This is a genomic window from Mannheimia pernigra (assembly GCF_013377995.1).
Lineage (GTDB): Bacteria > Pseudomonadota > Gammaproteobacteria > Enterobacterales > Pasteurellaceae > Mannheimia > Mannheimia pernigra.
In genome coordinates, this window is record NZ_CP055305.1 from 1,888,348 (window position 1) to 1,911,480 (window position 23,133).

Here is a 23,133-nt window from a genome sequence, read left to right on the forward strand (position 1 = left end):
TTTGCTTTTATGAATGCAATGTAAATTGCAGAGGACGGTAATAAGAGCCATCAAGTGATTTCTGTAGGAGTAAACACAATTTCCCTACCTGAAATCCGCCTAATTACCAATATTTAACCAAAACAATGCGGAGTTATTTTAACAATGCCTAAAATTAAAACAGTACGTGGTGCTGCTAAGCGTTTCAAAAAGACAGCTTCTGGCGGTTTCAAACGTAAACAATCTCACTTACGTCATATTTTGACTAAGAAAACCACTAAACGTAAACGTCACTTACGTCATAAATCAATGGTAGCGAAAGCTGACCAAGTTTTAGTAGTAGCGTGTTTACCATACGCATAAGCGTAAAACACAAACGTACGAATAGTAATTCTTAGAGACGAAATTTCGTCTACCAAATCAAAATAGACAATTTAGGAGATTAAATAATGGCTCGTGTAAAACGTGGTGTTATTGCAAGAGCACGCCATAAGAAAGTTCTTAAGGCTGCTAAAGGTTATTATGGTGCGCGTTCACGTGTTTATCGCGTTGCGTTCCAAGCTGTAATTAAAGCTGGTCAATATGCTTACCGTGACCGTCGTCAGCGTAAACGTCAATTCCGCCAATTATGGATTGCTCGTATCAATGCTGCAGCACGTCAAAACGGTTTATCTTACAGCAAATTCATCAACGGCTTGAAAAAAGCCTCTGTTGAAATCGATCGTAAGATCTTAGCTGATATCGCAGTATTCGATAAAGTTGCTTTCGCAGCTTTAGTTGAAAAAGCAAAATCTGCTCTTTAATTAAAAAATCAATACTAGGACACCTTAGGGTGTCCTTTTTTATTTATAGCTATTAAGAAGTAAGAAGTAAATGAACAACAAGCGGTCTCATTTAGAATATTTTTTGCAAATATCCATAAGCTGCTTATCACTTATAGGCATTACTTATAGGCATTAGAAATATTGTGCTATAAAAAATATAAGGGCTATCAAATAGCCCTTATGTTATAAACTCATTTTATTTAGCTCAGAAGAGCTTAATTAAATCCAGATTTCACTAAATCATCATAACCACCGTGATTGGTTACATTAGTATAGCCTAATTTCTTCAACTCACTCATTGCCACTTCTGCTCTACGCCCTGATCGGCAATAAAGATGAATTGGCTGGTCTTTATCTGGCACAACTTCCGAAATTCGTTCGGCAATTTCAATATGTGTTAAATTGATTGCACCCATTAAATGCCCTTGCTGAAATTCTTCAGCAGAACGAACATCAATCCAAACACCTGGTGCTTTTTCAAGCTGTACTTGCTTAACGACCGTTTCTTGAGCATTCACCATTATTGGTGTTGCCATTATTAGTCCTAAGATCCAACCTAACCTTTTCATCTTAGCCTCTCCTATTTTTGTGTTTCAACTGCTTCCAAGGCACGTAGAGCATAAGTGTATGCAGCACCTGCATTTAGTGCAATTGCGGTTGCCAATGCCCCTGCAATTTCACTTTCTGTAGCTCCAGCTTTTGCGGCTTCTTCTGCATGAACGCTGATACAACTTTCACAACGTGTAGTAATCGCAACCGCTAAAGCAATTAATTCTCTCGTTTTATGATCTAAAGCTTCAGCCGCTGCAGCAGTACCTAGTGCTTTATAAGCTTCCAACATTTTAGGGTGCTTTTGCCCTAATTTACCGAAAGATTGTTTCACATGTGCCGTGTGTTCTGACCAATTTTGAAATGAAGACATATTGATTTCCTCCTTTATGGGATATGATAAAAAAACAGTGGCATTATTGCGTTTATTTAATAAACTTTATTATCAAATAAGTTCATTTTATAATGAAATAATCGCAAATTAAGGAAAAGAAATGGATATATTAGATAAATTACTTGATTTTGCCCAACTATCAGCAGGTATTAGCGTAAAGTGCCAACTACAAGGTAATTGGGAATTAGATAACCCACATCAAAGTGGGCTAGCAGTTGCACACATTATTAGTGCTGGTTGTGCCTATCTAGAACATAATGGGCAAGTTCATTTACTAAAACAAGGGGATATTGCATTTTTCCCTAAGTTTTCCAGCCATACTTTACGTAGTCAAATACAACCATTGGCAACGAAAACCCTATTAAGCCTCGAGTCTTTAGGGGCTTTTACCTCAGTAAAAACTGGGAAAGCACAGTACAATTGCGATATGTTCTGCCTGCATTATCACTATGACTCTCAATCTGAATTAATGGATACGTTGCCAGAAATGATCCTTTTCCAAATTGCTGAAACACCATTACAAATGATGTTAGATCTGCTCAGAACAGAGGCAACCGCTTCCCATTTAGCCACAAAATCGCTGGTTAATTCATTAGCTTTAGTTATTTTAACTATGATATTAAGGCAGCACCTTGCTAATCATAATCACAAGCTATGTGGCGTTTTAAAAGGATGGCAGGAACTACGATTACGCCCATTACTTAAAGCCATCTTGCTTAATCCAGAAAAAGATTGGACAGTTGATAAAATGGCTGCAACAGTACATCTTTCTCGCTCACAACTTATTCGGTTATTTAATCAGCATTTATCTATTAGCCCACACGCTTTCGTGCATAAAATGCGATTGCAAAAAGCAGCGATGTTATTGAAAAGCCAAGCAGATTCTGTATTAAGCATTGCCCTTACCTGTGGCTTTCAATCTGAACCGCACTTTATTACTGCCTTTAAAAGGCAATATGCTGTGACACCAAGCCAGTACCGCAAACTAAATACCAAATGATAAATTAGCAGCTTTTGCAAAATTTTGCGAAGATCCGGCCGCTTGTAAGGAAATTACTAGTCAATAGTATATAAAATCGTTATACTTTACCGCCTTAAATTTTAGGTAAGACAGCTTCTCATTTTAATAGAAGCAAAATAGAATAATTTGCTACAAATACGTAGCGTAAACAAAGTAATAGAGGTTTTCAATGTCAGCTCCAAATTCAGGAACTAACCCAGCTCCGCTCGGTTTATGCGGCTTTGCACTTACTACATTTTTATTAAGTTTAATCAACAACGGAACATTCAGTGGCGATAACGTTGGCTTAGTATTAGCAATGGGCTTTGCCTTTGGTGGTACGGCTCAGATGATCGCAGGTATGTTTGAATTTGCTAAAGGTAACACCTTCGGCTTTACTGCATTTACTAGCTACGGTGCTTTCTGGTGGTCTTTTGCCTTATTTAAACTATTCTTTGTTTCCAGCGTATCGCCTGAGTTTATCGGTTGGTACTTAGTGGCTTGGGGCACATTCACATTAATGATGTTCATCGGTACACTTGCTAAAGCACGAGCATTACAAGCAATTTTCTTCTTCCTAACAGTCACTTTCTATGTATTAGCAGCTGGCGATTTTACTCATAACAGCACGATTACAAATATTGGCGGTAACTTCGGTTTAATCACCGCATTCTGCGCATTCTACTTAGCCGCAGCGGATATTATTAACGAAAGTTTTGGTAGAACTATTCTACCAATCGGTGAACCAAAATAATCGTTATCTAAATATTAAAAGGCGGCATATAATCAATTGACTATATACCGCCTTTTAATTTGCAAAAAATGATAAGAAAATAACCGCTTGTTAGCTCTCTTCTCTACTCATTTTTATTTGCTAGACCTGCTTTTCGATACAAACCTTTGCTATTGCACCTTGAATAGTTTGCTGGACTTCAATAGAAATCAAACTTCTTAGTAATGCTTCAGTTTCTTTAATTTTCTCGATAACTAAATTATCTTCGCTATCAAAATAACCCTGTTCTTTTAAGCTATTTATGAAGATTGAGAAAATCGCTTTATCAAAAAATTCTGGAGCATTAATGCCGTGTAATACTGATAGACGCTGTGCAACCGAACTACTTTCTTTCTCTAAAGCTACGCGACTAATATCAGGCTGTTCTAGCAATAAACTTAAACTGATATAGTAACGTTGTAATATTTCACGCACGCCAGCCGAATGTAATTGCAATGTACGAATATGTGGTCGGTTAATCATCAACATATCGCTTTCATTTTTAATCACATTTTGACGAATAAACTCCTTAATAATCGCCTCAATATACTCCGCCACTTGATCTTCTTTAAAGTGTAAAAATAGCTCTGTTTGTAAGAACGGATAAATTCGATTAACCGATTGAATAACAAGATCTTTTGAAATAGCCTCGTGGTGTAGCACAATGCTTGCAACCAATGAGGGTAATACAAATAAATGTTGCACATTATTACGATAATAGGTCATTAATACCGCAGCTTCACGTTCTAAACGAATTAACTCACCGAAATCATCTTTTTCTATTGCTCCCCCTGAACGAGGCAGATTGATAACACGGTTTAGCATCTCATCTGCACTTTCTTCGGGCAAGGTCATATCTTTAGAATAAGGCACATAACGGAATAATTGAACATAACTTTCAAGTTGTTCAATTAATTGCTCACGAGTTAAAGCTCTTTGGCGTGAAGCCAATAATGCAGAACCAACCAAATTTTTCGCATTTACTGCAGCTGCTTTATTAATATTGATCATAATCTGATTTGCAACCTTATTAACAGCCTCATTTAACCACTTAGGACGGCCATCTTCAGCTTGCTCCTTCCACTCAGGGAAATGCTGATTTAGGTAATTATTTATCTGAATCGGCTCACCAAAATTTACATAGCCTTGACCTAAATTTTTCAACTTTTTAAGTACTCTTAATACTAAACCTGCATTTTCTTTCTCTTTTGCAGCACCTCTTAGCTCTTTAGCATAAGTATCTACCTCAAGAACGTGCTCATAGCCAATATAGACTGGTACAATACTCAATGGGCGATTTAAGCCCCGTTGAAGTGCTTGTAAAGTCATTGACACCATTCCCGTTTTGGGTTCTAACAAACGCCCAGTACGAGAACGCCCACCCTCAATGAAATACTCTACCGAATAACCCCGATAGAATAGCTCAGCCAAATATTCACGGAAAATAGTGGAATATAGGCGGTTATTAAAAGTACGGCGAATGAAAAATGCCCCCCAACTGCGGAAAATTGAACCAGCTGGCCAGAAATTCAGATTAATCCCTGCTGCAATATGTGGTGGTACAACACCATGATGATAAAGTATGTAAGATAAGAGTAAATAATCCATATGACTACGATGGCAAGGCACATAAACAATTTCATGCCCTTCTAACGCCAACTTACGCACACGATCAGCATTTTGTACATTAATACCCTGATATAATTTATTCCAAAGCCAACTTAAAACGCGATCTGCAACACGTAAACTTTCGTGTTTTACATCAGCCGCAATTTCATTAATAATTTTCTCTGCTTCTTTACGTGCCTTTTCTGGCGAAGATTTTTTTGCTTCTTCAGCAATTGCTGCTTGAATAACCTCTGAATTGAGAATTTTATTAAACATTGCCTCACGATTTGGCAAACGAGGCCCCATTGCAGAATAACGCAATTTAGCAAAGTGCATTTTTGCTACACGTGCAATTTTTTGAGCAATTTTTTCATCTGCACCGTGTTCAGCTATCATATGGCGTAATGATACTGCTGGTGAGAAACGCACAAAGTTATCACGACCAAACCAAACCATTGACATAAAACGTTGTAATGAGGTCAAAACCTGTAAGTGCCTTGCATCTTCTTTGCCTGGTGCTCGCCCCCACAGCACAGAAACGGGGATAAGTTGAACATCTAAATCGCCCTTTTCACGATGTAAATCCAAATAACGATAAAAAATAGATTCAGTCTCACTTTTCACCCCTTTTGATTTAAAAAAACGTCTTCCCTTATCTAAAAAGACAAAACGGGGCAAAGTCTGCCCATCAATTACATTATCTTGCAATGGATCAGGTAAATTTAACGCTGAGCAGTTTTTTTGCAAAATAAGTAAATCAGTTTGCGATGTATAAGGCAATACATAGACGATAGGTTGTGCCAGATTTAGCGCTAACTCACTCACAGGATCAGTTGGAATAGCACGAGACTTTACCAAAAGTGAAAGTGGTAAATTTAAGAAAGTACGGTATAAATTTAATAAGCCAGACATATCAATACCCTTAAGAATTGTTATTAGCGGAGGTCTAACCTCTAATTTGCCTCATTCTACCATAATTTTTTCCAGAATTTTGTGAAATTATTAGTTACAAAACAAAAAATACTGTATATACTATCAATATTTTCTGTATATAAAGACAGTGAGGTTCAACTCAAATGCGTAAACATTTAACTGCTCGTCAGCAAGAAATCTTTGATTTCGTAAAAAATCATATTGAAACAACTGGTATGCCCCCCACTCGTGTAGAAATTGCACGTGAAATCGGTTTTAAATCTCCTAACGCTGCAGAAGAGCACCTAAAAGCCTTAGCACGTAAAGGCTATATTGAAATGCTCTCTGGTACATCTCGTGGCATTCGTATTTTAGTTGAAGACGAAAACGAAGCCGCCAACGATGAAAATGAAGGATTACCCCTAATAGGTAAAGTCGCTGCTGGCACGCCAATCTTAGCATTGGAACACGTTGAAAATCACTATCCTATTAATGGCACGATGTTTAATCCAACTGCTGATTATTTACTCAAAGTAAAAGGTAACTCAATGGAGAAAATTGGTATTTTAGACGGCGATTTATTAGCTGTTCACAAAACGAATACCGCTCGTAATGGTCAAGTTGTAGTTGCTCGTGTAAATGATGAAGTAACCGTAAAACGTTTAGAGAAAAAGGGCGAATTAATTTATTTACATCCCGAAAATGACGAGTTAAAGCCAATTAAGGTCAATCTAAGCCAAGAATATATTGAGATTGAAGGGATTGCCGTTGGTGTTATTCGTAGCAATGCCTGGATGTAATATTCGTAGGCCGCGAGTAAAAAATCGCTCCATAGCTGCAAAAAATGATAAAAAAATAACCGCTTGTCTATGATCTATGAAAAACAAAAACAATAGTGCCTATGAACCATAATTCTCTTACCAGTATTCCCCAAACAGAACAAGAATTGCTAGCCAGAGCACAATGGCTAGCAGGTTTTACCTTGGGTGAAGTAGCGGAGATGCTCAATGTCACTGTTCCATCTGATTTAAAGCGAGATAAAGGCTGGGTCGGAACATTAATTGAAATGGCTCTTGGTGCAAAGGCAGGTAACAAAGCCGTGCAAGATTTTTCTAATTTAGGTATTGAGCTTAAAACTATTCCTATTAATCAAAAAGGCCTGCCATTAGAAACCACCTTCGTTAGCCTTGCCCCCTTAACCCACAACAATGGTATCATTTGGGAAAGTTCTCATGTTAAGCATAAACTTTCTCACGTATTATGGGTTCCTGTTGAAGGTGAGCGTAATATTCCACTTTATCAACGCCATATCGGACAAGCTATTTTATGGTCGCCTACGCCTGAACAAGAATTTCAATTAAGACGAGATTGGGAAGAGTTAATGGAAATGATCGTTTTAGGTCAGCTCCATACCATTAATGCAAAATGTGGTGAAGTCTTACAACTTAGACCGAAAGGGAGAAATAATCGCTCGCTCACTTCTGCTATCAATGCCCACGGTGAGCCAGTTCAATCTTTACCTTTAGGGTTTTATTTACGCAAGCAATTCACCACAGAAATTTTACAAAACTTTTTACATTCTCCTCTTTAATTTTGCATACATTCTCTATAGAATGCCCGCTTTCTTTTATAGAAGAAAGCAATTATATCCCTAATTTTAAAAGGACATTTTTATGTTTGATTGGATAGCAAATCCTGAAGCTTGGTTAGCACTGATTACACTCACCGGGCTTGAAATTGTATTAGGCATTGATAACATTATTGTTATCAGCATTTTAGTTTCTCGCCTACCTATTGAACAACGTCAATCCGCACGCATTATTGGTTTAGCACTCGCAATGGGAACACGTATTTTATTACTACTTTCACTTGCTTGGTTAATAAAATTAGTTACACCGCTGTTCTATATCGCAAGCCATCCGATTTCAGGCAGAGACTTAATTCTACTTATCGGAGGACTTTTTCTGATTATAAAAAGTTTGATGGAATTGAAAGAATCTGTTGCTGCAAATTCGCACGAAGAACAAGCCACCTCGGCTAAAAAAGCCAGCTTTCTGATGGTGCTCACACAAATCGCTATTTTTGACGTGATTTTTTCACTTGACTCTGTAATTACTGCCGTTGCAATGGCAGATGATATTCCTGTTATGGTGATTGCCATTATGATTGCAGTGGGAGTGATGATGTTGGCAGCAAGAGGTATTGGAAATTTTGTCGATAATAACCCAACTATTAAAAATCTTGCATTAGCTTTCTTAATTTTGATTGGCGTAGTGTTAGTAGGTGAGGCATTTAATTTCCATATTCCAAAAGTAGCTGTTTATACTGCAATGGGCTTTTCTGTTGTGGTTGAAATGCTTAATATCAAAATGCGTCGCAATCAAATGAAAGTACAGAAATATCATTCCTAATCCATTCATAGCCCTTGATGAAAATCAAGGGCTTTTCAACGTACAATACAAGCGGTTGAAATTTTTCTCTTTTTTGCAAATTAACTACATTTAAAACGTATGCTACTCATTGATATTAAAGACAAAGAACTTGCCCAAGAAGAAGTGGAAATATTATCCCACCCGCTGATTTCAGGTTTAATTTTATTTAGCCGTAATTTTTATGACAAACAACAAATTCAAGGCTTAGTAAAAGATATCCGTCAACGTGTGAAAAAACCTTTGCTAATCACTGTAGATCAAGAAGGGGGGAGAGTACAACGCTTCCGTGAAGGCTTTACAAAATTGCCTGCAATGCAGTCTTTTAACCTGCTAGCTCAAACCCAAGACCACGCATTGCAACTCGCGAGAGAAACAGGCTGGTTAATGGCGGCTGAAATGTTTGCATTGGATATTGATTTAAGTTTTGCCCCTGTTTTAGATTTAGGACACGAATGCAAGGCAATTGGCGATCGATCATTTGGGAAAGATCCATACACGATTTTGCCAATTGCTGAAGCCTTTATTGACGGAATGTTGGAAATGGGGATGGCAACTACAGGCAAGCATTTTCCTGGTCACGGATATGTTTTGGCTGATTCACATTTAGAAACGCCTTTTGATGATAGAGCAAAAGAGGTGATATTTAATCACGATATTCTTCCCTTCAAACAACTTATTAGTAAAGGCAAACTCTCCGCTATTATGCCAGCTCACGTTGTTTATACCGAATGTGATAGCCAGCCTGCAAGCGGTTCAATTTACTGGTTAAAAAACGTTTTACGCAAACAACTCAATTTCAATGGTGTCATTTTCTCTGATGATTTGGGTATGCAAGGTGCTAGCTTTATGGGTAATTTTGTGGAACGCACCGAAAAAGCCATTCAAGCTGGCTGCGATTTATTGCTGCTTTGCAATCAGCCAGAGGGCGTCGTTCAAGTTTTAGATGGCTTGAAATATCAGCCTACTCAAATTCAAAAAGCACGTCATTTATCATTAATGAAACGTAAAACTGTCACTTGGCGTGAGCTAGAAAACAGTAAAGCTTATCAGCAAGCTCAAGCTAGGCTGACCGCTTTACAAAATCACTGGCTAGCGTGGAAAGAAACAAATGCCTAATCTAGCTAACTGCCCACATTTTAAACGTGGTGATTGCACCTCCTGCCAATGGCTTGAAAAACCATACCAGAGCCAATTAGCCGATAAAGAAGCCGACCTCAAACGGTTAATTTCTCCATTTATTTTGCAAAATAAAACGGAAATCTTACCGCTTGTAGCATCCCCCATTTCACATTTTCGCAATAAAGCGAAAATGGTGGTTTCAGGTAGTGTGGAACGCCCAATTTTAGGCATTTTAAAAGATCAACACGACCCGCAAAGTGGGGTAGATTTAACCGACTGCCTACTTTACCCAGCTTCTTTTTATAGCTTATTCCCCATTCTTAAAGATTTTATTGCCCGAGCAGGCCTTGTGCCCTACAACATCAAAAAGAAAAAAGGCGAGCTGAAATATATCCTAATCACTGAAAGCCAATATAACCAATCGTTAATGCTCCGTTTTGTGGTGCGAAGCGAATCAAAGCGAGCATTGGTGGAGCGAGAATTACCCCATCTGTTAGAAAAATTGCCACCTAATTCGGTGGTGAGCCTAAATATTCAACCGCAACACGCCGCTGTTTTAGAAGGTGAAACGGAGATTTTCTTAACCGAACGAAAAGTGATCGAGGAAAATTTCAATAGCGTACCGCTATTTATTCGCCCACAAGGCTTTTTCCAAACAAATCCAACTGTAGCCAGCCAGCTTTACTTGACAGCTCAACAATGGGTTGAAAATTTACCAATAAAAAAGTGTTGGGATCTGTTTTGTGGCGTAGGCGGTTTTGGTTTACATTGTACAAAAGCATTACAAAAAAAAGGGATTGATGTTGAATTAACTGGCATTGAAATTTCAGCATCCGCAATTGAAAGTGCCACAAAATCAGCGGCAACATTAGCCTTAGAAAGAGTAAGATTTATCTCGCTCGATTCTGCAAAATTTGCCTTAAATGAAAACGGCACACCACCTGATTTGGTGATTGTAAATCCACCTCGTAGAGGCATTGGTCAATCTTTAGCGGAATTTTTAAACAATTTGGGCTCAACTTATTTAATCTATTCCAGCTGCAATGCCCAATCTATGGCAAAAGATTTTGAATCCTTAACTCATTACGAATTATGCAAAGTGCAGTTATTTGATATGTTTGCACATACTTCACACTATGAAACGCTGACGCTGTTAATCAAAAAATAAGCATACAAGCGGTCAAGTTTTTGCCGTTTTTTGCAAAAATTGCTATACTCTGGAGCGAATAATATAGTCTTAATCAAATTAGTGATAAATTCTCGAACTCTCATCACAGTTTTTCAAAGACAAAAGCGTAAAATCGTTTTACTATATACCTATTCTTTTTCTATTAACTAACTCTCAATTAGAGGAACTCAACAATGGCTAAAATTGTTAAAGTAATCGGTCGTGAAATCATCGACTCTCGTGGTAACCCAACAGTAGAAGCAGAAGTTCACTTAGAAGGTGGCTTCGTAGGTTTAGCAGCTGCTCCATCAGGTGCTTCTACAGGTTCTCGTGAAGCATTAGAATTACGCGATGGCGATAAATCACGTTTTTTAGGTAAAGGTGTATTAAAAGCGGTTTCTGCGGTAAACAACGAAATTGCTAAAGCATTAGAAGGCAAAGAAGGAACAGCACAAGCTGAAATCGACCAAATTATGATCGACTTAGACGGCACTGAAAACAAATCTAAATTTGGTGCAAATGCTATCTTAGCGGTTTCTTTAGCAACGGCTAAAGCAGCAGCAGCAGCAAAAGGTTTACCACTTTATGCTTACATTGCTGAATTAAACGGCACTCCTGGCGTTTACTCTATGCCATTACCAATGATGAACATCATCAACGGTGGAGAACACGCAGACAACAATGTTGATATTCAAGAATTTATGATCCAACCAGTGGGTGCTTCAACCTTAAAAGAAGCGTTACGCATTGGTGCAGAAGTGTTCCACAATCTTGCTAAAGTACTCAAAGCGAAAGGCTTAAATACAGCAGTAGGTGATGAAGGTGGTTTCGCACCAAACCTAGCTTCAAACGCAGATGCTTTAGCGTGCATTAAAGAAGCGGTAGAAAAAGCAGGTTATGTATTAGGTAAAGATATTACTTTAGCGATGGACTGTGCTTCTTCTGAGTTCTATGATAAAGAGCGTAATGTGTACGATATGAAAGGCGAAGGCAAAACCTTTACTTCACAAGAGTTCACTCACTACTTAGAAGACTTATGCAAAGAGTACCCAATCGTATCTATCGAAGACGGTCAAGATGAATCAGACTGGGAAGGTTTCGCATACCAAACTAAAGTATTAGGCGACAAAGTACAATTAGTGGGTGACGACTTATTCGTAACCAATACTAAGATCTTAGCTCGTGGTATCGAAAATGGTATTGCAAACTCAATCTTAATCAAATTCAACCAAATCGGTTCATTAACTGAAACCTTAGCTGCAATCAAAATGGCTAAAGACGCAGGTTACACCGCCGTTATTTCTCACCGCTCAGGCGAAACCGAAGATGCAACGATTGCAGATTTAGCAGTTGGTACTGCGGCAGGTCAAATCAAAACGGGTTCGATGAGCCGTTCAGACCGTGTAGCAAAATACAACCAATTAATTCGTATCGAAGAAGCATTAGAGCGTGCTGGCACACCAGCGGCGTTCAATGGTCGTAAAGAGATCAAAGGTCAAGCGTAATCGCTAATTAAACATTTAAATGCCACTGAGAAATCGGTGGCATTTTGCTTATAAGGATAATCAAATGCTCTACTCTGTTTTAACCGATCACATTCTACTCAACGAGCCTTACCGCAACGGAGCTCACTCTACTCAGCACGAACATTTAGTGGTGATGTTTGAAATTGACGAAGAAACAGGCTATTTTTATGCAATGGATCTACACCAAACCGAGCAACCTGTGGTGGACAGCCTTTTCGTTTTCCGCATTAGCGACATTGAACAAAACTCACTCCACGAACCACGCCGTGTGGAAATCTGCTGGAGTGAAGATGGCTATCAAGCCTTTTTGCTCATCAACGGCTACCCACACGCTGTCTTTGATTTCCGCCAATTTATCGGCTACAACCACACTAAATTCCCCCACCCAGAACTTGGCAGTATGTGGCTACACAAAGAAACCACCAATGAATTGGTGGAAAAGTGGTTAAAATAAATTAATGTAAGGGCAAATAACCATTTGCCCCTAGAAATAGGATAAAACAACTCATTTTATTACCACCCCAATGCTTGATTTATCACAAAATCTCGAGCGCATTTTGAATGTGAAACCATAAATAAACCCAAGTTCCGCATCACTTGTACAGGCAACATTTCGCAAGAAAAAATCGAAATCAGACCGCTTGTCGCGTTCATCATTTTGGCTTGATCTTGAGAACGCTGGCATTCAAATTCGGATAAGAGCGAAAATTCACCAATATCCTTACCTTGATTAAAGGCTTGAGCAACCAATTCTGCGAGCGTATGTAAATCTCGCAAACCGAGGTTAAAGCCTTGCCCTGCAACGGGGTGTAACATTTGTGCTGCGTTACCAACAACCGCTAAACGATGGTGAATATGGCTCTCGGATTTTTGCAAAATAAGGGGATAAATAAACCGCTTACTGACTCGCAAAAACTGCCCTAATTTCCAGCCGAATTGCTGTTGTAAGCGATCCAAAAATTCGCTGTCAGGCAGTTGTAGCCCATCAACATTTTTCACGCACCACACCAGCGACATCCTATTCCCATTTAGCGGTAATAAAGCAAAAGGGCCTTGTTCTGTAAAATATTCAAAAGCTTGATTTTGATGAGGTTTGCTTAACTCCACGTTGGCAATAATTGCAAATTGCTGATAATTTCGCCTTTCGAGAGTTTCCACACCACACTGGCTCGCAATCTTAGATTGAATACCGTCAGCCCCAACCAGCAAGGTACAGTTCAGCTGTTCGCCATTGTTTAACGTCAGTTTGCAGGCGTCTATTGAGCGTTGAACCTCAATGACTTCGTTAGGGCAAAAAAGCTGGATATTGGCGTGCTGTTCAAGACAAGCGGTCAATTTTTTGCCTAATTTTGCTAATTCCACCACCGCCCCAAGTTGTGGCAAATTCTGCTCACTGGCTTTCAAAGTGGCTTTACCAAAATGCCCTTTATCCGCCACTTGAATTTGCTTAATCGGCGTGGCAATTTTCTCAATTTCCGCCCCTAAATTATCGCCTACAAGCGGTGTAATTTGTCGCATTTTTTGCAAACTGCCAAAAGCCAAGGCAATACTGCGAGCATCAAAACCGCCTTGTTGTTCATAGTCTGGGAGCGATTTTTCAATAATCGCAATCGATATTTTGTGCTGGCTAAAACTGCTCAATGCTAATGCCAGCACTGACCCCGTTACCGCCCCGCCTACAATCACCACATCAAATTGCTTGATTTGTTGCATTAGTGCCCCCACTCAAACGCATTTAATAACGAGAGCGGATAACGCTCACCGCTCAAATAATCTTTCAGCGATTGCCTCACAAGCGGACTGCGTTCACATTGCCCTTCTTGCTGGATATAGTGTTGAAATTCCGCCTCACTCAACCAAAGAGCTTGAGTTATCTCAGCATCTTGCGGGTTAGGCTCTAGCCATTCCGCCAGCTCCACCGCAAACAGAAAACGGAGATAATCAGTTTGGGTTTGTGGGGCTTGCCATTGGTAAATTTTCACCAGACTTGCCATTTCTGCTTGAATCCCTGTTTCTTCAAACAGTTCACGGCTCGCCCCCTCCAGCAAGGTTTCATCTTTTTCTAAATGCCCTGCAGGTTGGTTGAGTGTACGTTTGCCATATTCAATCTCTTCCACAAATAAAAATTTGCCCTTGCAATGTACCACGCAGGCAAGGGTCACATGGGGTTTAAACATTAAATAACCTCAATCAGTGGCTTTTCCTTGTCCATTTCAAGCAATCGCCCGATGTGGAATAGCGGCACATTCGCCTCTTTTGCAAAATGTTGTAATTTTTCGACCGCTTGTGGCAATGCGGCAACCAACAATCCGCCCGAGGTTTGCGGATCGCACAAAATCGCTTTTTGCTCCTCCGTCATTGACGAAATCAAATGCCCGTAGCTTTCAAAATTACGATTTGTACCACCAGGAACGGCTCCCAACGCAATGTATTCTCTCGTACCGTCTAGGGTTTGAATATCAGAAAAATCGACTTCCGCCCGTAAATTCGAGCCTTGACACACTTCGCTTAAATGCCCTAACAATCCGAAGCCCGTCACGTCTGTCATCGCCATCACTTCAGAAAGCTCAGAGAATTTCGCCCCGATCACATTGAGTTGACACATCACCTCGCTTGCCAAATTTTGATGTTCAGGTTTCAATAAACCTTTTTTCTCCGCTGTGGTTAAAATACCAATACCAAGCGGTTTGGTGAGATATAACTCGCAACCAGCGACAGCAGAGGCATTACGTTTCACACGTTCAGTCGGCACAATGCCTGTTACGGCTAAGCCAAAAATTGGCTCTGGAGAATCAATTGAATGGCCACCAGCCAATGCAATACCAGCCTGCTGACATGCAAAACGACCGCCTTCCACTATTTGCTGAGCTACTTCCGCTGGTAATTTGTTTACAGGGAAACCAAGAATCGCAATGGCCATCAGCGGCTTGCCTCCCATTGCATAAATATCGCTAATTGCATTCGCAGAGGCAATCCGCCCGAAGTCAAATGGATCATCTACAATCGGCATAAAGAAATCCGTGGTGCTGATGATTGCCTGACCATTGCCCAGATCATACACCGCCGCATCGTCCGCCGTTTCGTTGCCCACCAACAAATTTGGATCAACAAATTTCTCACGTTGCGTTTGTAAAATCGTCCCTAACACCTTAGGAGAAATTTTACAGCCTCAACCCGCCCCGTGGCTGAACTGGGTTAATCTAATCGGTTCAGACATTCCGCCTCCATAATCAATCAAAATTGTGCTTATTGTACGCTAACAAGCGGTCAAAATGACAAAAAATTTTACACTTTTTAAGTTTCATTACACAGGAAAAACTAGAAAAAACCACCTAGAAAAGTTAATATAAAAACAATTTTGGCTTAGAGTCTACAATAAACCTAAGCGAAGCTCTTCAATTTTTTAAGGTAACGCATACTAATGATAGTAATAAAAAAAATATCGCTCCCTGTCTCTTTTACACAAAATAGCAAAAAGAATGCTAAGCAATATATTATTGATGATACATTGATAACTAAAGCATTAAATGGGGACAATCAGCAACTTGATAACCAGGAAAATTGGAAAATTGAAAGGATAGTGCTTGAAAAAGTTGCTTATGATAAAGAGATTGCAGTTGAAGAGGCTAGCAATAGTGCTACAAATACGACAGACAGTCCATATTCTTTGCCAGAGCAAACTGAGTGGCAAATACAAAAAATAGGTTTTGAGCCATCGAATATTTCAGGCACAAGCATATTATCTACACTAGGTGGTATTGGATTGTCAGGCTGGTTTTTTACAGACCGTTTTTCTCATACTAAAGCAAATGAAGAGAGAAAATCCCCTCATTCTGAAATCATAAAATTTAAGGCTGATGCAACTCAAAGTACTCAACCTGAAAAAACGATAATAGTAAATCCTGCTATTACAAATAGCTCTACCAATGGCAATAAAACTATTGAGAATAATCCCTCCGTGAACTCAAATACTAATACTAATACTAATACTAATACTAATACTAATACTAATACTAATACTAATGAAAATGTTGTAGTAACAAAGCCAATATTGCCAGTGATTATGTTTAATAAAGTCGCAGAAGACGATGTGATTAATGGTGCTGAAGCGACGCAAAATAGCGTGACGATTTCAGGCAGCGTTAAGAATGCGAATATAAATGATGTATTGACGTTAAAAGTAGGCGATACCACGTTAACCACGCAAATACAAGCAGATGGGCGTTTTGCGGTGACGACCACGGGAGCGATATTAGCTGCAAACCGTCAAATTGAGGCATCGATTACGACACGTGATAGTGCAGGAAATGAGAAGTCTGCGACGAAAACACATCGTTATGATGTGGTAACCGAGATTGCAGAGCCAGTGATTACGTTTAATAAAGTCGCAGAAGACGATGTGATTAATGGTGCTGAAGCGACGCAAAATAGCGTGACGATTTCAGGCAGCGTTAAGAATGCAAATATAAATGATGTATTGACGTTAAAAGTAGGCGATACCACGTTAACCACGCAAATACAAGCAGATGGGCGTTTTGCGGTGACGACCACGGGAGCGATATTAGCTGCAAACCGTCAAATTGAGGCATCGATTACGACACGTGATAGTGCAGGAAATGAGAAGTCTGCGACGAAAACACATCGTTATGATGTGGTAACCGAGATTGCAGAGCCAGTGATTACGTTTAATAAAGTCGCAGAAGACGATGTGATTAATGGTGCTGAAGCGACGCAAAATAGCGTGACGATTTCAGGCAGCGTTAAGAATGCGAATATAAATGATGTATTGACGTTAAAAGTAGGCGATACCACGTTAACTACGCCAATACAAGCAGATGGGCGTTTTGCGGTGACGACCACGGGAGCGATATTAGCTGCAAACCGTCAAATTGAGGCATCGATTACGACACGTGATAGTGCAGGAAATGAGAAGTCTGCGACGAAAACACATCGTTATGATGTGGTAACCGAGATTGCAGAGCCAGTGATTACGTTTAATAAAGTCGCAGAAGACAATGTGATTAATGGTGCTGAAGCAACGCGAAATAGCGTAACGATTTCAGGCAGCGTTAAGAATGCGAATATAAATGATGTATTGACGTTAAAAGTAGGCGATACCACGTTAACTACGCCAATACAAGCAGATGGGCGTTTTGCGGTGACGACCACGGGAGCGATATTAGCTGCAAACCGTCAAATTGAGGCATCGATTACGACACGTGATAGTGCAGGAAATGAGAAGTCTGCGACGAAAACACATCGTTATGATGTGGTAACCGAGATTGCAGAGCCAGTGATTACGTTTAATAAAGTCGCAGAAGACAATGTGATTAATGGTGCTGAAGCAACGCGAAATAGCGTAACGATTTCAGGCAGCGTTAAGAATGCGAATATAAATGATGTATTGACGTTAAAAGTAGGCGATACCACGTTAACCACGCAAATACAAGCAGATGGGCGTTTTGCGGTGACAACCACGGGAGCGATATTAGCTGCAAACCGTCAAATTGAGGCATCGATTACGACACGTGATAGTGCAGGAAATGAGAAGTCTGCGACGAAAACACATCGTTATGATGTGGTAACCGAGATTGCAGAGCCAGTGATTACGTTTAATAAAGTCGCAGAAGACAATGTGATTAATGGTGCTGAAGCAACGCGAAATAGCGTAACGATTTCAGGCAGCGTTAAGAATGCGAATATAAATGATGTATTGACGTTAAAAGTAGGCGATACCACGTTAACCACGCAAATACAAGCAGATGGGCGTTTTGCGGTGACAACCACGGGAGCGATATTAGCTGCAAACCGTCAAATTGAGGCATCGATTACGACACGTGATAGTGCAGGAAATGAGAAGTCTGCGACGAAAACACATCGTTATGATGTGGTAACCGAGATTGCAGAGCCAGTGATTACGTTTAATAAAGTCGCAGAAGACAATGTGATTAATGGTGCTGAAGCAACGCGAAATAGCGTAACGATTTCAGGCAGCGTTAAGAATGCGAATATAAATGATGTATTGACGTTAAAAGTAGGCGATACCACGTTAACCACGCAAATACAAGCAGATGGGCGTTTTGCGGTGACAACCACGGGAGCGATATTAGCTGCAAACCGTCAAATTGAGGCATCGATTACGACACGTGATAGTGCAGGAAATGAGAAGTCTGCGACGAAAACACATCGTTATGATGTGGTAACCGAGATTGCAGAGCCAGTGATTACGTTTAATAAAGTCGCAGAAGACAATGTGATTAATGGTGCTGAAGCAACGCGAAATAGCGTAACGATTTCAGGCAGCGTTAAGAATGCGAATATAAATGATGTATTGACGTTAAAAGTAGGCGATACCACGTTAACCACGCAAATACAAGCAGATGGGCGTTTTGCGGTGACAACCACGGGAGCGATATTAGCTGCAAACCGTCAAATTGAGGCATCGATTACGACACGTGATAGTGCAGGAAATGAGAAGTCTGCGACGAAAACACATCGTTATGATGTGGTAACCGAGATTGCAGAGCCAGTGATTACTTTTGATAAAGTGACAGATCACAACACTATCAATCTAGATGAAACTAAATTATCCCACATTAATATTACTGGCACAGTTAAACATTCTAGAGATAAAGATGCCATCACGATTAAAATCGGCGATCAAACTTTAACAACGGAAGTTGTTGGTGAACGCTTTAGCGTGACGACAAGCGGTCAAATTTTGGCAAAAAATAGCAAAATTACTGCAAGTTTAACCACAACTGATATTGCTGGTAATAAAGCCTCTGCAGTTGCCACTCACGATTATCAGGTATTACCTGTTTATTCCACTAAGGTAACTTATCCAAATAATGTTTTATCGTATGAATCTAACAAACCATTTGATTTTAGTACCTTAAAATATAAATTAGATCCTCAGGCTTATATATTACAAAATAGTGAAGCCAAAGCTAAAGTAATTACTGCTTTAGAGAAATATGTTGAAGCCAATCCTGATATAGCCGCGAAAAATATTACTGACTCTTACAAAGTAGATTCTGATGGCGATGGGATTATTGATATTCACGATAAAAATCCGAAAATGTGGAATGTTTCGGAAAGGGATCTACGTTTCTTTGCAACCGCTGCACATAGTAGTGAGAATGTAAATAGAAATATATTTGAGCGTTATAAAGAAGATGCGATAAATTCTTTTAATAAACAAAGAATGGATAATGGCACAGATATTAGAGAAATTAATAAATATTGGGATATACTAAAATCGGTTAAAGCAGATAATGGTTTAGAATATCGTATTTATGGTAATGGCAAGCAAGCAGATAACTCTTACCAAAATGTTGTCATAGGGTTTAAAGGGACAGATAAAAATAATTATATTGATTGGTTAGGAAATCTAGATATTTTACAAGGTAAGAAACATCCACAACTAAATCATCTTCAACAAGCGGCAGAATATGTTGCAGAATATAATCCTCATAATCTATACACAACTGGTACTTCATTAGGCGGTTATTTAGCCCAATATTTTGCAACTGATACAATACAAAAAAATCCCACACTTGCAAAAGTGTTCCGACATAGTAGTATATTTAACCCTGCTGTATTAAAAACAGATTCAGGAAGCCCCGACGATTTAAAACAGGCTAGAGCAACTACAGATAGATTTGTTAAACAATCTATAACAGATGATAGTGATATTACAAATTCTGTAGAATTATATAAAACAAATTCCTATGTTATTAAAGGAGAATGGTTAAGTAGCGGTTATTTAATTTTATTCAATGGGCTTGGTTCTTATGAGAATACCACTTTCTTTAATGGAACAGGAAGTTCACTAAATAAACACAATATGTCCCAATTTTTTGGAAAAAATGCCACATTAGATAAAATCTTTACAAGAGGTTACTTAATGGATAAGCACTATTTAAATAATGATAGCGACAATGATGGTTTAACCAATTATCAAGAAGCTCGATTAGGTACAAAACGAAACGAGACAGACAGCGATGGAGATGGATTTAGTGATAAATTAGAAGCTCAGCTCAAATCGGATCCCCTTAATGCGAATGCTATTCCCGATTTCTTAAATAAAATCAATATTCAGGAAGTATTCTCCTCTATTGCAGTCACCATTGAAAGTCAAAACTCTAAAGGTGGATCAAAAACCAAGGAGGTTGCATTAACTGCGTCTTTAGAAGATGGCAATATTATTTATAGCCTTGATCCTATTGTTGCGGCAGAATATACATCAGATTTTATCTTATAATTTAAATCTACTTTAATTTTGGAGCTGTCCTAAATAACGACTAAAACTCTCATTTAGGTTAAGATAACCGAATGAGAAAAAGTCGTCTAAGTCAGTACAAACAACATAAACTCATTGGGCTGTTAGCGGGCGTAACTGCTCGAACCGCGGCTGAGTAAACAAAACCACCGCAGCCTATTGCTTTCACCGTTTGCGATTGCTCATCTATCAACATAGCCCTCATTTGGAAATGTTGGCATAGTGGACAAAATTGAGTCTGCAAAGTAGGTTAAAACCTTGTAATATAAGGCTTTAACCTACTTTTTATAAAAATGCCTAAAAAATTGCATTTTCTGCTCATCTTTTAACCTTAAAAAGTATGGCAAAATTCATGGTATTCAACGCTATAAATGCCTTGATTGCAGCCGTAACTTTTTCGCATCCAAGCGACTTAATTCCGAAGAAATTTGGTTTAAGTACACCTCACAAAAACAGACTATTCAACAGCTTTCTTTGGAATATCAATGTTCTGAAAGAACGATTAGAAGGCATCTTGAGAAAGCCCTAGAAGCAGAGCAAAAAGTACTTCCTCAAACAGCGAGTATCGTGATGGATATCATTCACTTTAAACAACGATTTTCGGTACTCGTCCTAATGGATTCCTCATCATCAAAACCGATTTATTTTCGCTTTATTCTGGCTGAGAAAAATTGATATTATTTTGAAGCAATCTCAGAACTCATGGAAAAAGGCATTAAAACTCAACCTATTACCTGCGATGGGAGAAGAGGGCCATTAAACGCTTACCCTCATATTCCTACTCAAATATGCCATTTTCATCAAATCGGACGAGGCATATTTTATCTAACAAAATCGCCTAAATCTGAAGCGGGAAAAGCACTATTATCCCTCTATTACTCCCTTAAATTTCAAACGCAAGAAACTCTCACTCTCGCGTTATCTGAATGGTTAAATGAACATAAAGATTACTTTAATGAACGTTCTGAAACAGACTCAAAACGATTTAAACATAAGCGGTTATGGAGCGCGTATTGGAGCTTAAAACGTAGCATAAATTATCTATTTACCTATCAAGCACATCCCGAATTAAACATTGCTCATACGACCAACCTGGTTGAGTTATTTTTTAGGCAAATGAAAGCCAAATTAGCCCCACATCAGGGACTAACAGATGAACATAAGATGATGTTTATAAAGGATTTTATCTGTCGGAAGAGTTAAAAATAAAGCCATAGCAGACTCAAAAATGTCCACTATGGCTGACCCACCAGGAAATCAGACTCAATTTTGTTCACTCCCCCCAAAATTGGCAAATTTTTCGACAAAAATCAGCACGTTATTATTTGCCTTCGCTTCTTTGAAAACACAGGTGATATTTTGATCGGTTTCCCCACGTAAGGCGAAAGTAGGTCTGAACCTTGGCAAACTAAGGCTTGCAAACCCATTTCCTGAGCCAGCCAATTTGCCCACGTTGGATACGCTTCAACCCGTTGCTGGTTTTGTGTAGATTGTCCGAGCTATTCACCCAATCCAAATTTTATCTTAAAAAACGACTGTTTATTTATGATTATCGTTTTTCATCTTTGCAAAAATCATCGCTAAAATCGGGCCTGAAATATTATGCCAGAAACTAAATACCGCACTTGGTACAGCAATCACAGGATTAGCATTAAAATGTAATGCCGCAAGGGCTGCCCCTAAACCAGAGTTTTGCATTCCCACTTCAATTGCAACCGCTTTGCTATCCGCAATCGCTAGCTTGAATAAACGGCTGGCTAAATAACCAATTAAATAACCTAAACCATTGTGTAATGCCACAACCGCAAATATCAACAATCCTGATTCAATAATACGATCACGACTTACTGACACCACCGCGGTCACAATTAATACAATCGCAATAACTGAAATTAACGGCATCGTTTGGCTAAATTGTTCTACTTTTTGCTTGAAAACAGTACGAATAACCACTCCAACAAAAATAGGTAATAACACTATTTGTAGTACAGAGATAAACATTGCCGTTGCATTAATTTCTAACCATTGGCTTGCAAATAAATAGAAAATAGCTGGCGTTAATACTGGGGCTAACAAGGTTGAAATGGTGGTGCAAGCGACAGATAACGCAGTATTACCGCGTGCTAAATAAGTCATTACATTTGAAGATGTTCCCCCAGGGCAACAACCCACTAGAATCACGCCAATAGCTAGATCAGGTGGCAAATTAAATGCTTTTGCTAATCCATAAGCAACGCTTGGCATAACAACAAATTGTGCAATCACACCAATAATAACTGATTTTGGATTTTTCGTTACTTCAGCAAAATCTTTGAACGTTAAGGTTAACCCCATTCCAAGCATAACGATACCTAATAGGTAAGGAATCCAAGGCACGAATTGTTTAAACAAATCTGGAAATTGTGCTGCAATGTAAGCAAAAACAACCACCCAAATGGCAAAGGTTTTACTCACAAATTGTGTAAATTTTAATAATGTTTGCATATAGCCTCTATTTTTATGTTATAAAAAGGTTGATAGGCTATCTTAGTTTTCATTAAAAGTGAATAGCCGTAATAAAATTATA

General features: G+C 39.0%; 21 protein-coding genes and 1 pseudogene. 15 read left to right on the forward strand and 7 right to left on the reverse strand.

Annotated elements, in window-relative coordinates; genetic code table 11:
- The first annotated feature begins 144 nt into the window (after nucleotides 1–144).
- Both rpmI and rplT read left to right on the forward strand, forming a co-directional pair.
- Nucleotides 145–342, forward strand: coding sequence for a 50S ribosomal protein L35 (gene rpmI / locus HV560_RS09070; RefSeq protein ID WP_005596065.1), 198 nt, complete (start codon nucleotides 145–147; stop codon nucleotides 340–342).
- Between the two features lie 86 nt (nucleotides 343–428).
- Complete coding sequence (rplT, locus tag HV560_RS09075; RefSeq protein ID WP_005596075.1) at nucleotides 429–782, forward strand: 50S ribosomal protein L20; 354 nt, start codon at nucleotides 429–431, stop codon at nucleotides 780–782.
- A 236-nt stretch (nucleotides 783–1,018) separates the two neighbouring features.
- On the opposite strand, the gene HV560_RS09080 is transcribed toward rplT, so the two are convergent.
- Together HV560_RS09080 and HV560_RS09085 are read right to left on the reverse strand one after the other, a co-directional pair.
- Complete coding sequence (locus tag HV560_RS09080; protein WP_176812692.1) at nucleotides 1,019–1,372, reverse strand: rhodanese-like domain-containing protein; 354 nt, start codon at nucleotides 1,370–1,372, stop codon at nucleotides 1,019–1,021.
- 11 nt (nucleotides 1,373–1,383) lie between these two features.
- Nucleotides 1,384–1,725: a carboxymuconolactone decarboxylase family protein gene (locus tag HV560_RS09085; RefSeq protein ID WP_159630631.1), complete on the reverse strand. Its 342-nt coding sequence runs from the start codon at nucleotides 1,723–1,725 to the stop codon at nucleotides 1,384–1,386.
- 121 nt (nucleotides 1,726–1,846) lie between these two features.
- Between HV560_RS09085 and HV560_RS09090 the strand changes: the two genes are divergently transcribed.
- Nucleotides 1,847–2,746 carry a helix-turn-helix domain-containing protein gene (locus tag HV560_RS09090; RefSeq protein ID WP_159630633.1) on the forward strand — a complete coding sequence of 300 codons (900 nt, stop codon included), beginning with the start codon at nucleotides 1,847–1,849 and terminating at the stop codon, nucleotides 2,744–2,746.
- Nucleotides 2,747–2,936: 190 nt separating this feature from the next.
- Entirely contained in the window at nucleotides 2,937–3,500 is a 564-nt protein-coding gene (locus tag HV560_RS09095; RefSeq protein WP_159630635.1) for an acetate uptake transporter, read from the forward strand.
- A 120-nt stretch (nucleotides 3,501–3,620) separates the two neighbouring features.
- On the opposite strand, the gene plsB is transcribed toward HV560_RS09095, so the two are convergent.
- Nucleotides 3,621–6,038 (reverse strand): glycerol-3-phosphate 1-O-acyltransferase PlsB, encoded by a 2,418-nt coding sequence (gene plsB, locus HV560_RS09100; RefSeq protein WP_176810197.1) that lies wholly within the window; start codon nucleotides 6,036–6,038, stop codon nucleotides 3,621–3,623.
- Between the two features lie 164 nt (nucleotides 6,039–6,202).
- On the opposite strand from plsB, the gene lexA reads away from it, so the two are divergent.
- From lexA to HV560_RS09135, 7 genes are all read left to right on the forward strand, one after another.
- Nucleotides 6,203–6,838, forward strand: coding sequence for a transcriptional repressor LexA (gene lexA / locus HV560_RS09105; protein WP_176812693.1), 636 nt, complete (start codon nucleotides 6,203–6,205; stop codon nucleotides 6,836–6,838).
- A gap of 101 nt (nucleotides 6,839–6,939) precedes the next feature.
- A complete protein-coding gene (gene mutH, locus HV560_RS09110; protein WP_176808751.1) occupies nucleotides 6,940–7,629 on the forward strand; it encodes a DNA mismatch repair endonuclease MutH in 690 nt (229 codons plus the stop codon).
- A gap of 82 nt (nucleotides 7,630–7,711) precedes the next feature.
- Entirely contained in the window at nucleotides 7,712–8,449 is a 738-nt protein-coding gene (locus HV560_RS09115; protein ID WP_176812694.1) for a TerC family protein, read from the forward strand.
- Nucleotides 8,450–8,548: 99 nt separating this feature from the next.
- Nucleotides 8,549–9,586: a beta-N-acetylhexosaminidase gene (gene nagZ, locus HV560_RS09120; protein WP_176812695.1), complete on the forward strand. Its 1,038-nt coding sequence runs from the start codon at nucleotides 8,549–8,551 to the stop codon at nucleotides 9,584–9,586.
- Nucleotides 9,579–10,757: a 23S rRNA (uracil(747)-C(5))-methyltransferase RlmC gene (gene rlmC / locus HV560_RS09125; protein ID WP_176812696.1), complete on the forward strand. Its 1,179-nt coding sequence runs from the start codon at nucleotides 9,579–9,581 to the stop codon at nucleotides 10,755–10,757. Before nagZ ends, rlmC begins: the two co-directional genes overlap by 8 nt.
- Nucleotides 10,758–10,951: 194 nt before the next feature.
- Nucleotides 10,952–12,262, forward strand: a complete 1,311-nt coding sequence (gene eno / locus HV560_RS09130) for a phosphopyruvate hydratase (RefSeq protein ID WP_176812697.1) — start codon at nucleotides 10,952–10,954, stop codon at nucleotides 12,260–12,262.
- 64 nt (nucleotides 12,263–12,326) lie between these two features.
- A complete protein-coding gene (locus HV560_RS09135) occupies nucleotides 12,327–12,737 on the forward strand; it encodes a DUF2251 domain-containing protein (protein WP_176808756.1) in 411 nt (136 codons plus the stop codon).
- A 59-nt stretch (nucleotides 12,738–12,796) separates the two neighbouring features.
- On the opposite strand, the gene ubiH is transcribed toward HV560_RS09135, so the two are convergent.
- From ubiH to selD, 3 genes are read right to left on the reverse strand one after another with little or no spacing between them, the layout of a single operon-like run.
- Nucleotides 12,797–13,996, reverse strand: a complete 1,200-nt coding sequence (ubiH, locus tag HV560_RS09140) for a 2-octaprenyl-6-methoxyphenyl hydroxylase (RefSeq protein WP_176812698.1) — start codon at nucleotides 13,994–13,996, stop codon at nucleotides 12,797–12,799.
- Entirely contained in the window at nucleotides 13,996–14,460 is a 465-nt protein-coding gene (locus tag HV560_RS09145) for an NUDIX hydrolase (protein ID WP_176808758.1), read from the reverse strand. Before HV560_RS09145 ends, ubiH begins: the two co-directional genes overlap by 1 nt.
- The gene (gene selD, locus HV560_RS09150; RefSeq protein ID WP_176808759.1) at nucleotides 14,460–15,500 is read right to left on the reverse strand and encodes a selenide, water dikinase SelD; all 1,041 of its coding nucleotides are present in this window, start codon (nucleotides 15,498–15,500) and stop codon (nucleotides 14,460–14,462) included. Before selD ends, HV560_RS09145 begins: the two co-directional genes overlap by 1 nt.
- A 204-nt stretch (nucleotides 15,501–15,704) precedes the next feature.
- On the opposite strand from selD, the gene HV560_RS09155 reads away from it, so the two are divergent.
- The 4 genes and pseudogenes from HV560_RS09155 to HV560_RS09170 all read left to right on the forward strand — a co-directional run bounded on the left by HV560_RS09155 (nucleotide 15,705) and on the right by HV560_RS09170 (nucleotide 21,770).
- Nucleotides 15,705–20,549 (forward strand): Ig-like domain-containing protein, encoded by a 4,845-nt coding sequence (locus tag HV560_RS09155; RefSeq protein WP_176812699.1) that lies wholly within the window; start codon nucleotides 15,705–15,707, stop codon nucleotides 20,547–20,549.
- A 71-nt stretch (nucleotides 20,550–20,620) separates the two neighbouring features.
- A pseudogene (locus HV560_RS09160) lies at nucleotides 20,621–20,781 on the forward strand (IS1595 family transposase); the annotation flags it as partial.
- A gap of 95 nt (nucleotides 20,782–20,876) precedes the next feature.
- Entirely contained in the window at nucleotides 20,877–21,242 is a 366-nt protein-coding gene (locus HV560_RS10550) for a transposase (RefSeq protein ID WP_420371390.1), read from the forward strand.
- A gap of 15 nt (nucleotides 21,243–21,257) precedes the next feature.
- Nucleotides 21,258–21,770 (forward strand): IS256 family transposase, variant Zn-binding type, encoded by a 513-nt coding sequence (locus HV560_RS09170; protein ID WP_420371391.1) that lies wholly within the window; start codon nucleotides 21,258–21,260, stop codon nucleotides 21,768–21,770.
- A gap of 336 nt (nucleotides 21,771–22,106) precedes the next feature.
- Here the strand turns inward: HV560_RS09170 and HV560_RS09175 are convergent, their stop codons facing one another.
- Nucleotides 22,107–23,051 (reverse strand): bile acid:sodium symporter family protein, encoded by a 945-nt coding sequence (locus HV560_RS09175; protein ID WP_176812700.1) that lies wholly within the window; start codon nucleotides 23,049–23,051, stop codon nucleotides 22,107–22,109.
- Between the last annotated feature and the right edge of the window lie 82 nt (nucleotides 23,052–23,133).

Excerpts from the sequence above, each read along its gene's own strand:
- rpmI (WP_005596065.1), top strand. The coding sequence starts at position 145 with ATGCCTAAAATTAAAACAGTACGTGGTGCTGCTAAGCGTTTCAAAAAG.
- rplT (WP_005596075.1), top strand. The coding sequence starts at position 429 with ATGGCTCGTGTAAAACGTGGTGTTATTGCAAGAGCACGCCATAAGAAA.
- HV560_RS09080 (WP_176812692.1), bottom strand. The coding sequence starts at position 1,372 with ATGAAAAGGTTAGGTTGGATCTTAGGACTAATAATGGCAACACCAATA.
- HV560_RS09085 (WP_159630631.1), bottom strand. The coding sequence starts at position 1,725 with ATGTCTTCATTTCAAAATTGGTCAGAACACACGGCACATGTGAAACAA.
- HV560_RS09090 (WP_159630633.1), top strand. The coding sequence starts at position 1,847 with ATGGATATATTAGATAAATTACTTGATTTTGCCCAACTATCAGCAGGT.
- HV560_RS09095 (WP_159630635.1), top strand. The coding sequence starts at position 2,937 with ATGTCAGCTCCAAATTCAGGAACTAACCCAGCTCCGCTCGGTTTATGC.
- plsB (WP_176810197.1), bottom strand. The coding sequence starts at position 6,038 with ATGTCTGGCTTATTAAATTTATACCGTACTTTCTTAAATTTACCACTT.
- lexA (WP_176812693.1), top strand. The coding sequence starts at position 6,203 with ATGCGTAAACATTTAACTGCTCGTCAGCAAGAAATCTTTGATTTCGTA.
- mutH (WP_176808751.1), top strand. The coding sequence starts at position 6,940 with ATGAACCATAATTCTCTTACCAGTATTCCCCAAACAGAACAAGAATTG.
- HV560_RS09115 (WP_176812694.1), top strand. The coding sequence starts at position 7,712 with ATGTTTGATTGGATAGCAAATCCTGAAGCTTGGTTAGCACTGATTACA.
- nagZ (WP_176812695.1), top strand. The coding sequence starts at position 8,549 with ATGCTACTCATTGATATTAAAGACAAAGAACTTGCCCAAGAAGAAGTG.
- rlmC (WP_176812696.1), top strand. The coding sequence starts at position 9,579 with ATGCCTAATCTAGCTAACTGCCCACATTTTAAACGTGGTGATTGCACC.
- eno (WP_176812697.1), top strand. The coding sequence starts at position 10,952 with ATGGCTAAAATTGTTAAAGTAATCGGTCGTGAAATCATCGACTCTCGT.
- HV560_RS09135 (WP_176808756.1), top strand. The coding sequence starts at position 12,327 with ATGCTCTACTCTGTTTTAACCGATCACATTCTACTCAACGAGCCTTAC.
- ubiH (WP_176812698.1), bottom strand. The coding sequence starts at position 13,996 with ATGCAACAAATCAAGCAATTTGATGTGGTGATTGTAGGCGGGGCGGTA.
- HV560_RS09145 (WP_176808758.1), bottom strand. The coding sequence starts at position 14,460 with ATGTTTAAACCCCATGTGACCCTTGCCTGCGTGGTACATTGCAAGGGC.
- HV560_RS09155 (WP_176812699.1), top strand. The coding sequence starts at position 15,705 with ATGATAGTAATAAAAAAAATATCGCTCCCTGTCTCTTTTACACAAAAT.
- HV560_RS09175 (WP_176812700.1), bottom strand. The coding sequence starts at position 23,051 with ATGCAAACATTATTAAAATTTACACAATTTGTGAGTAAAACCTTTGCC.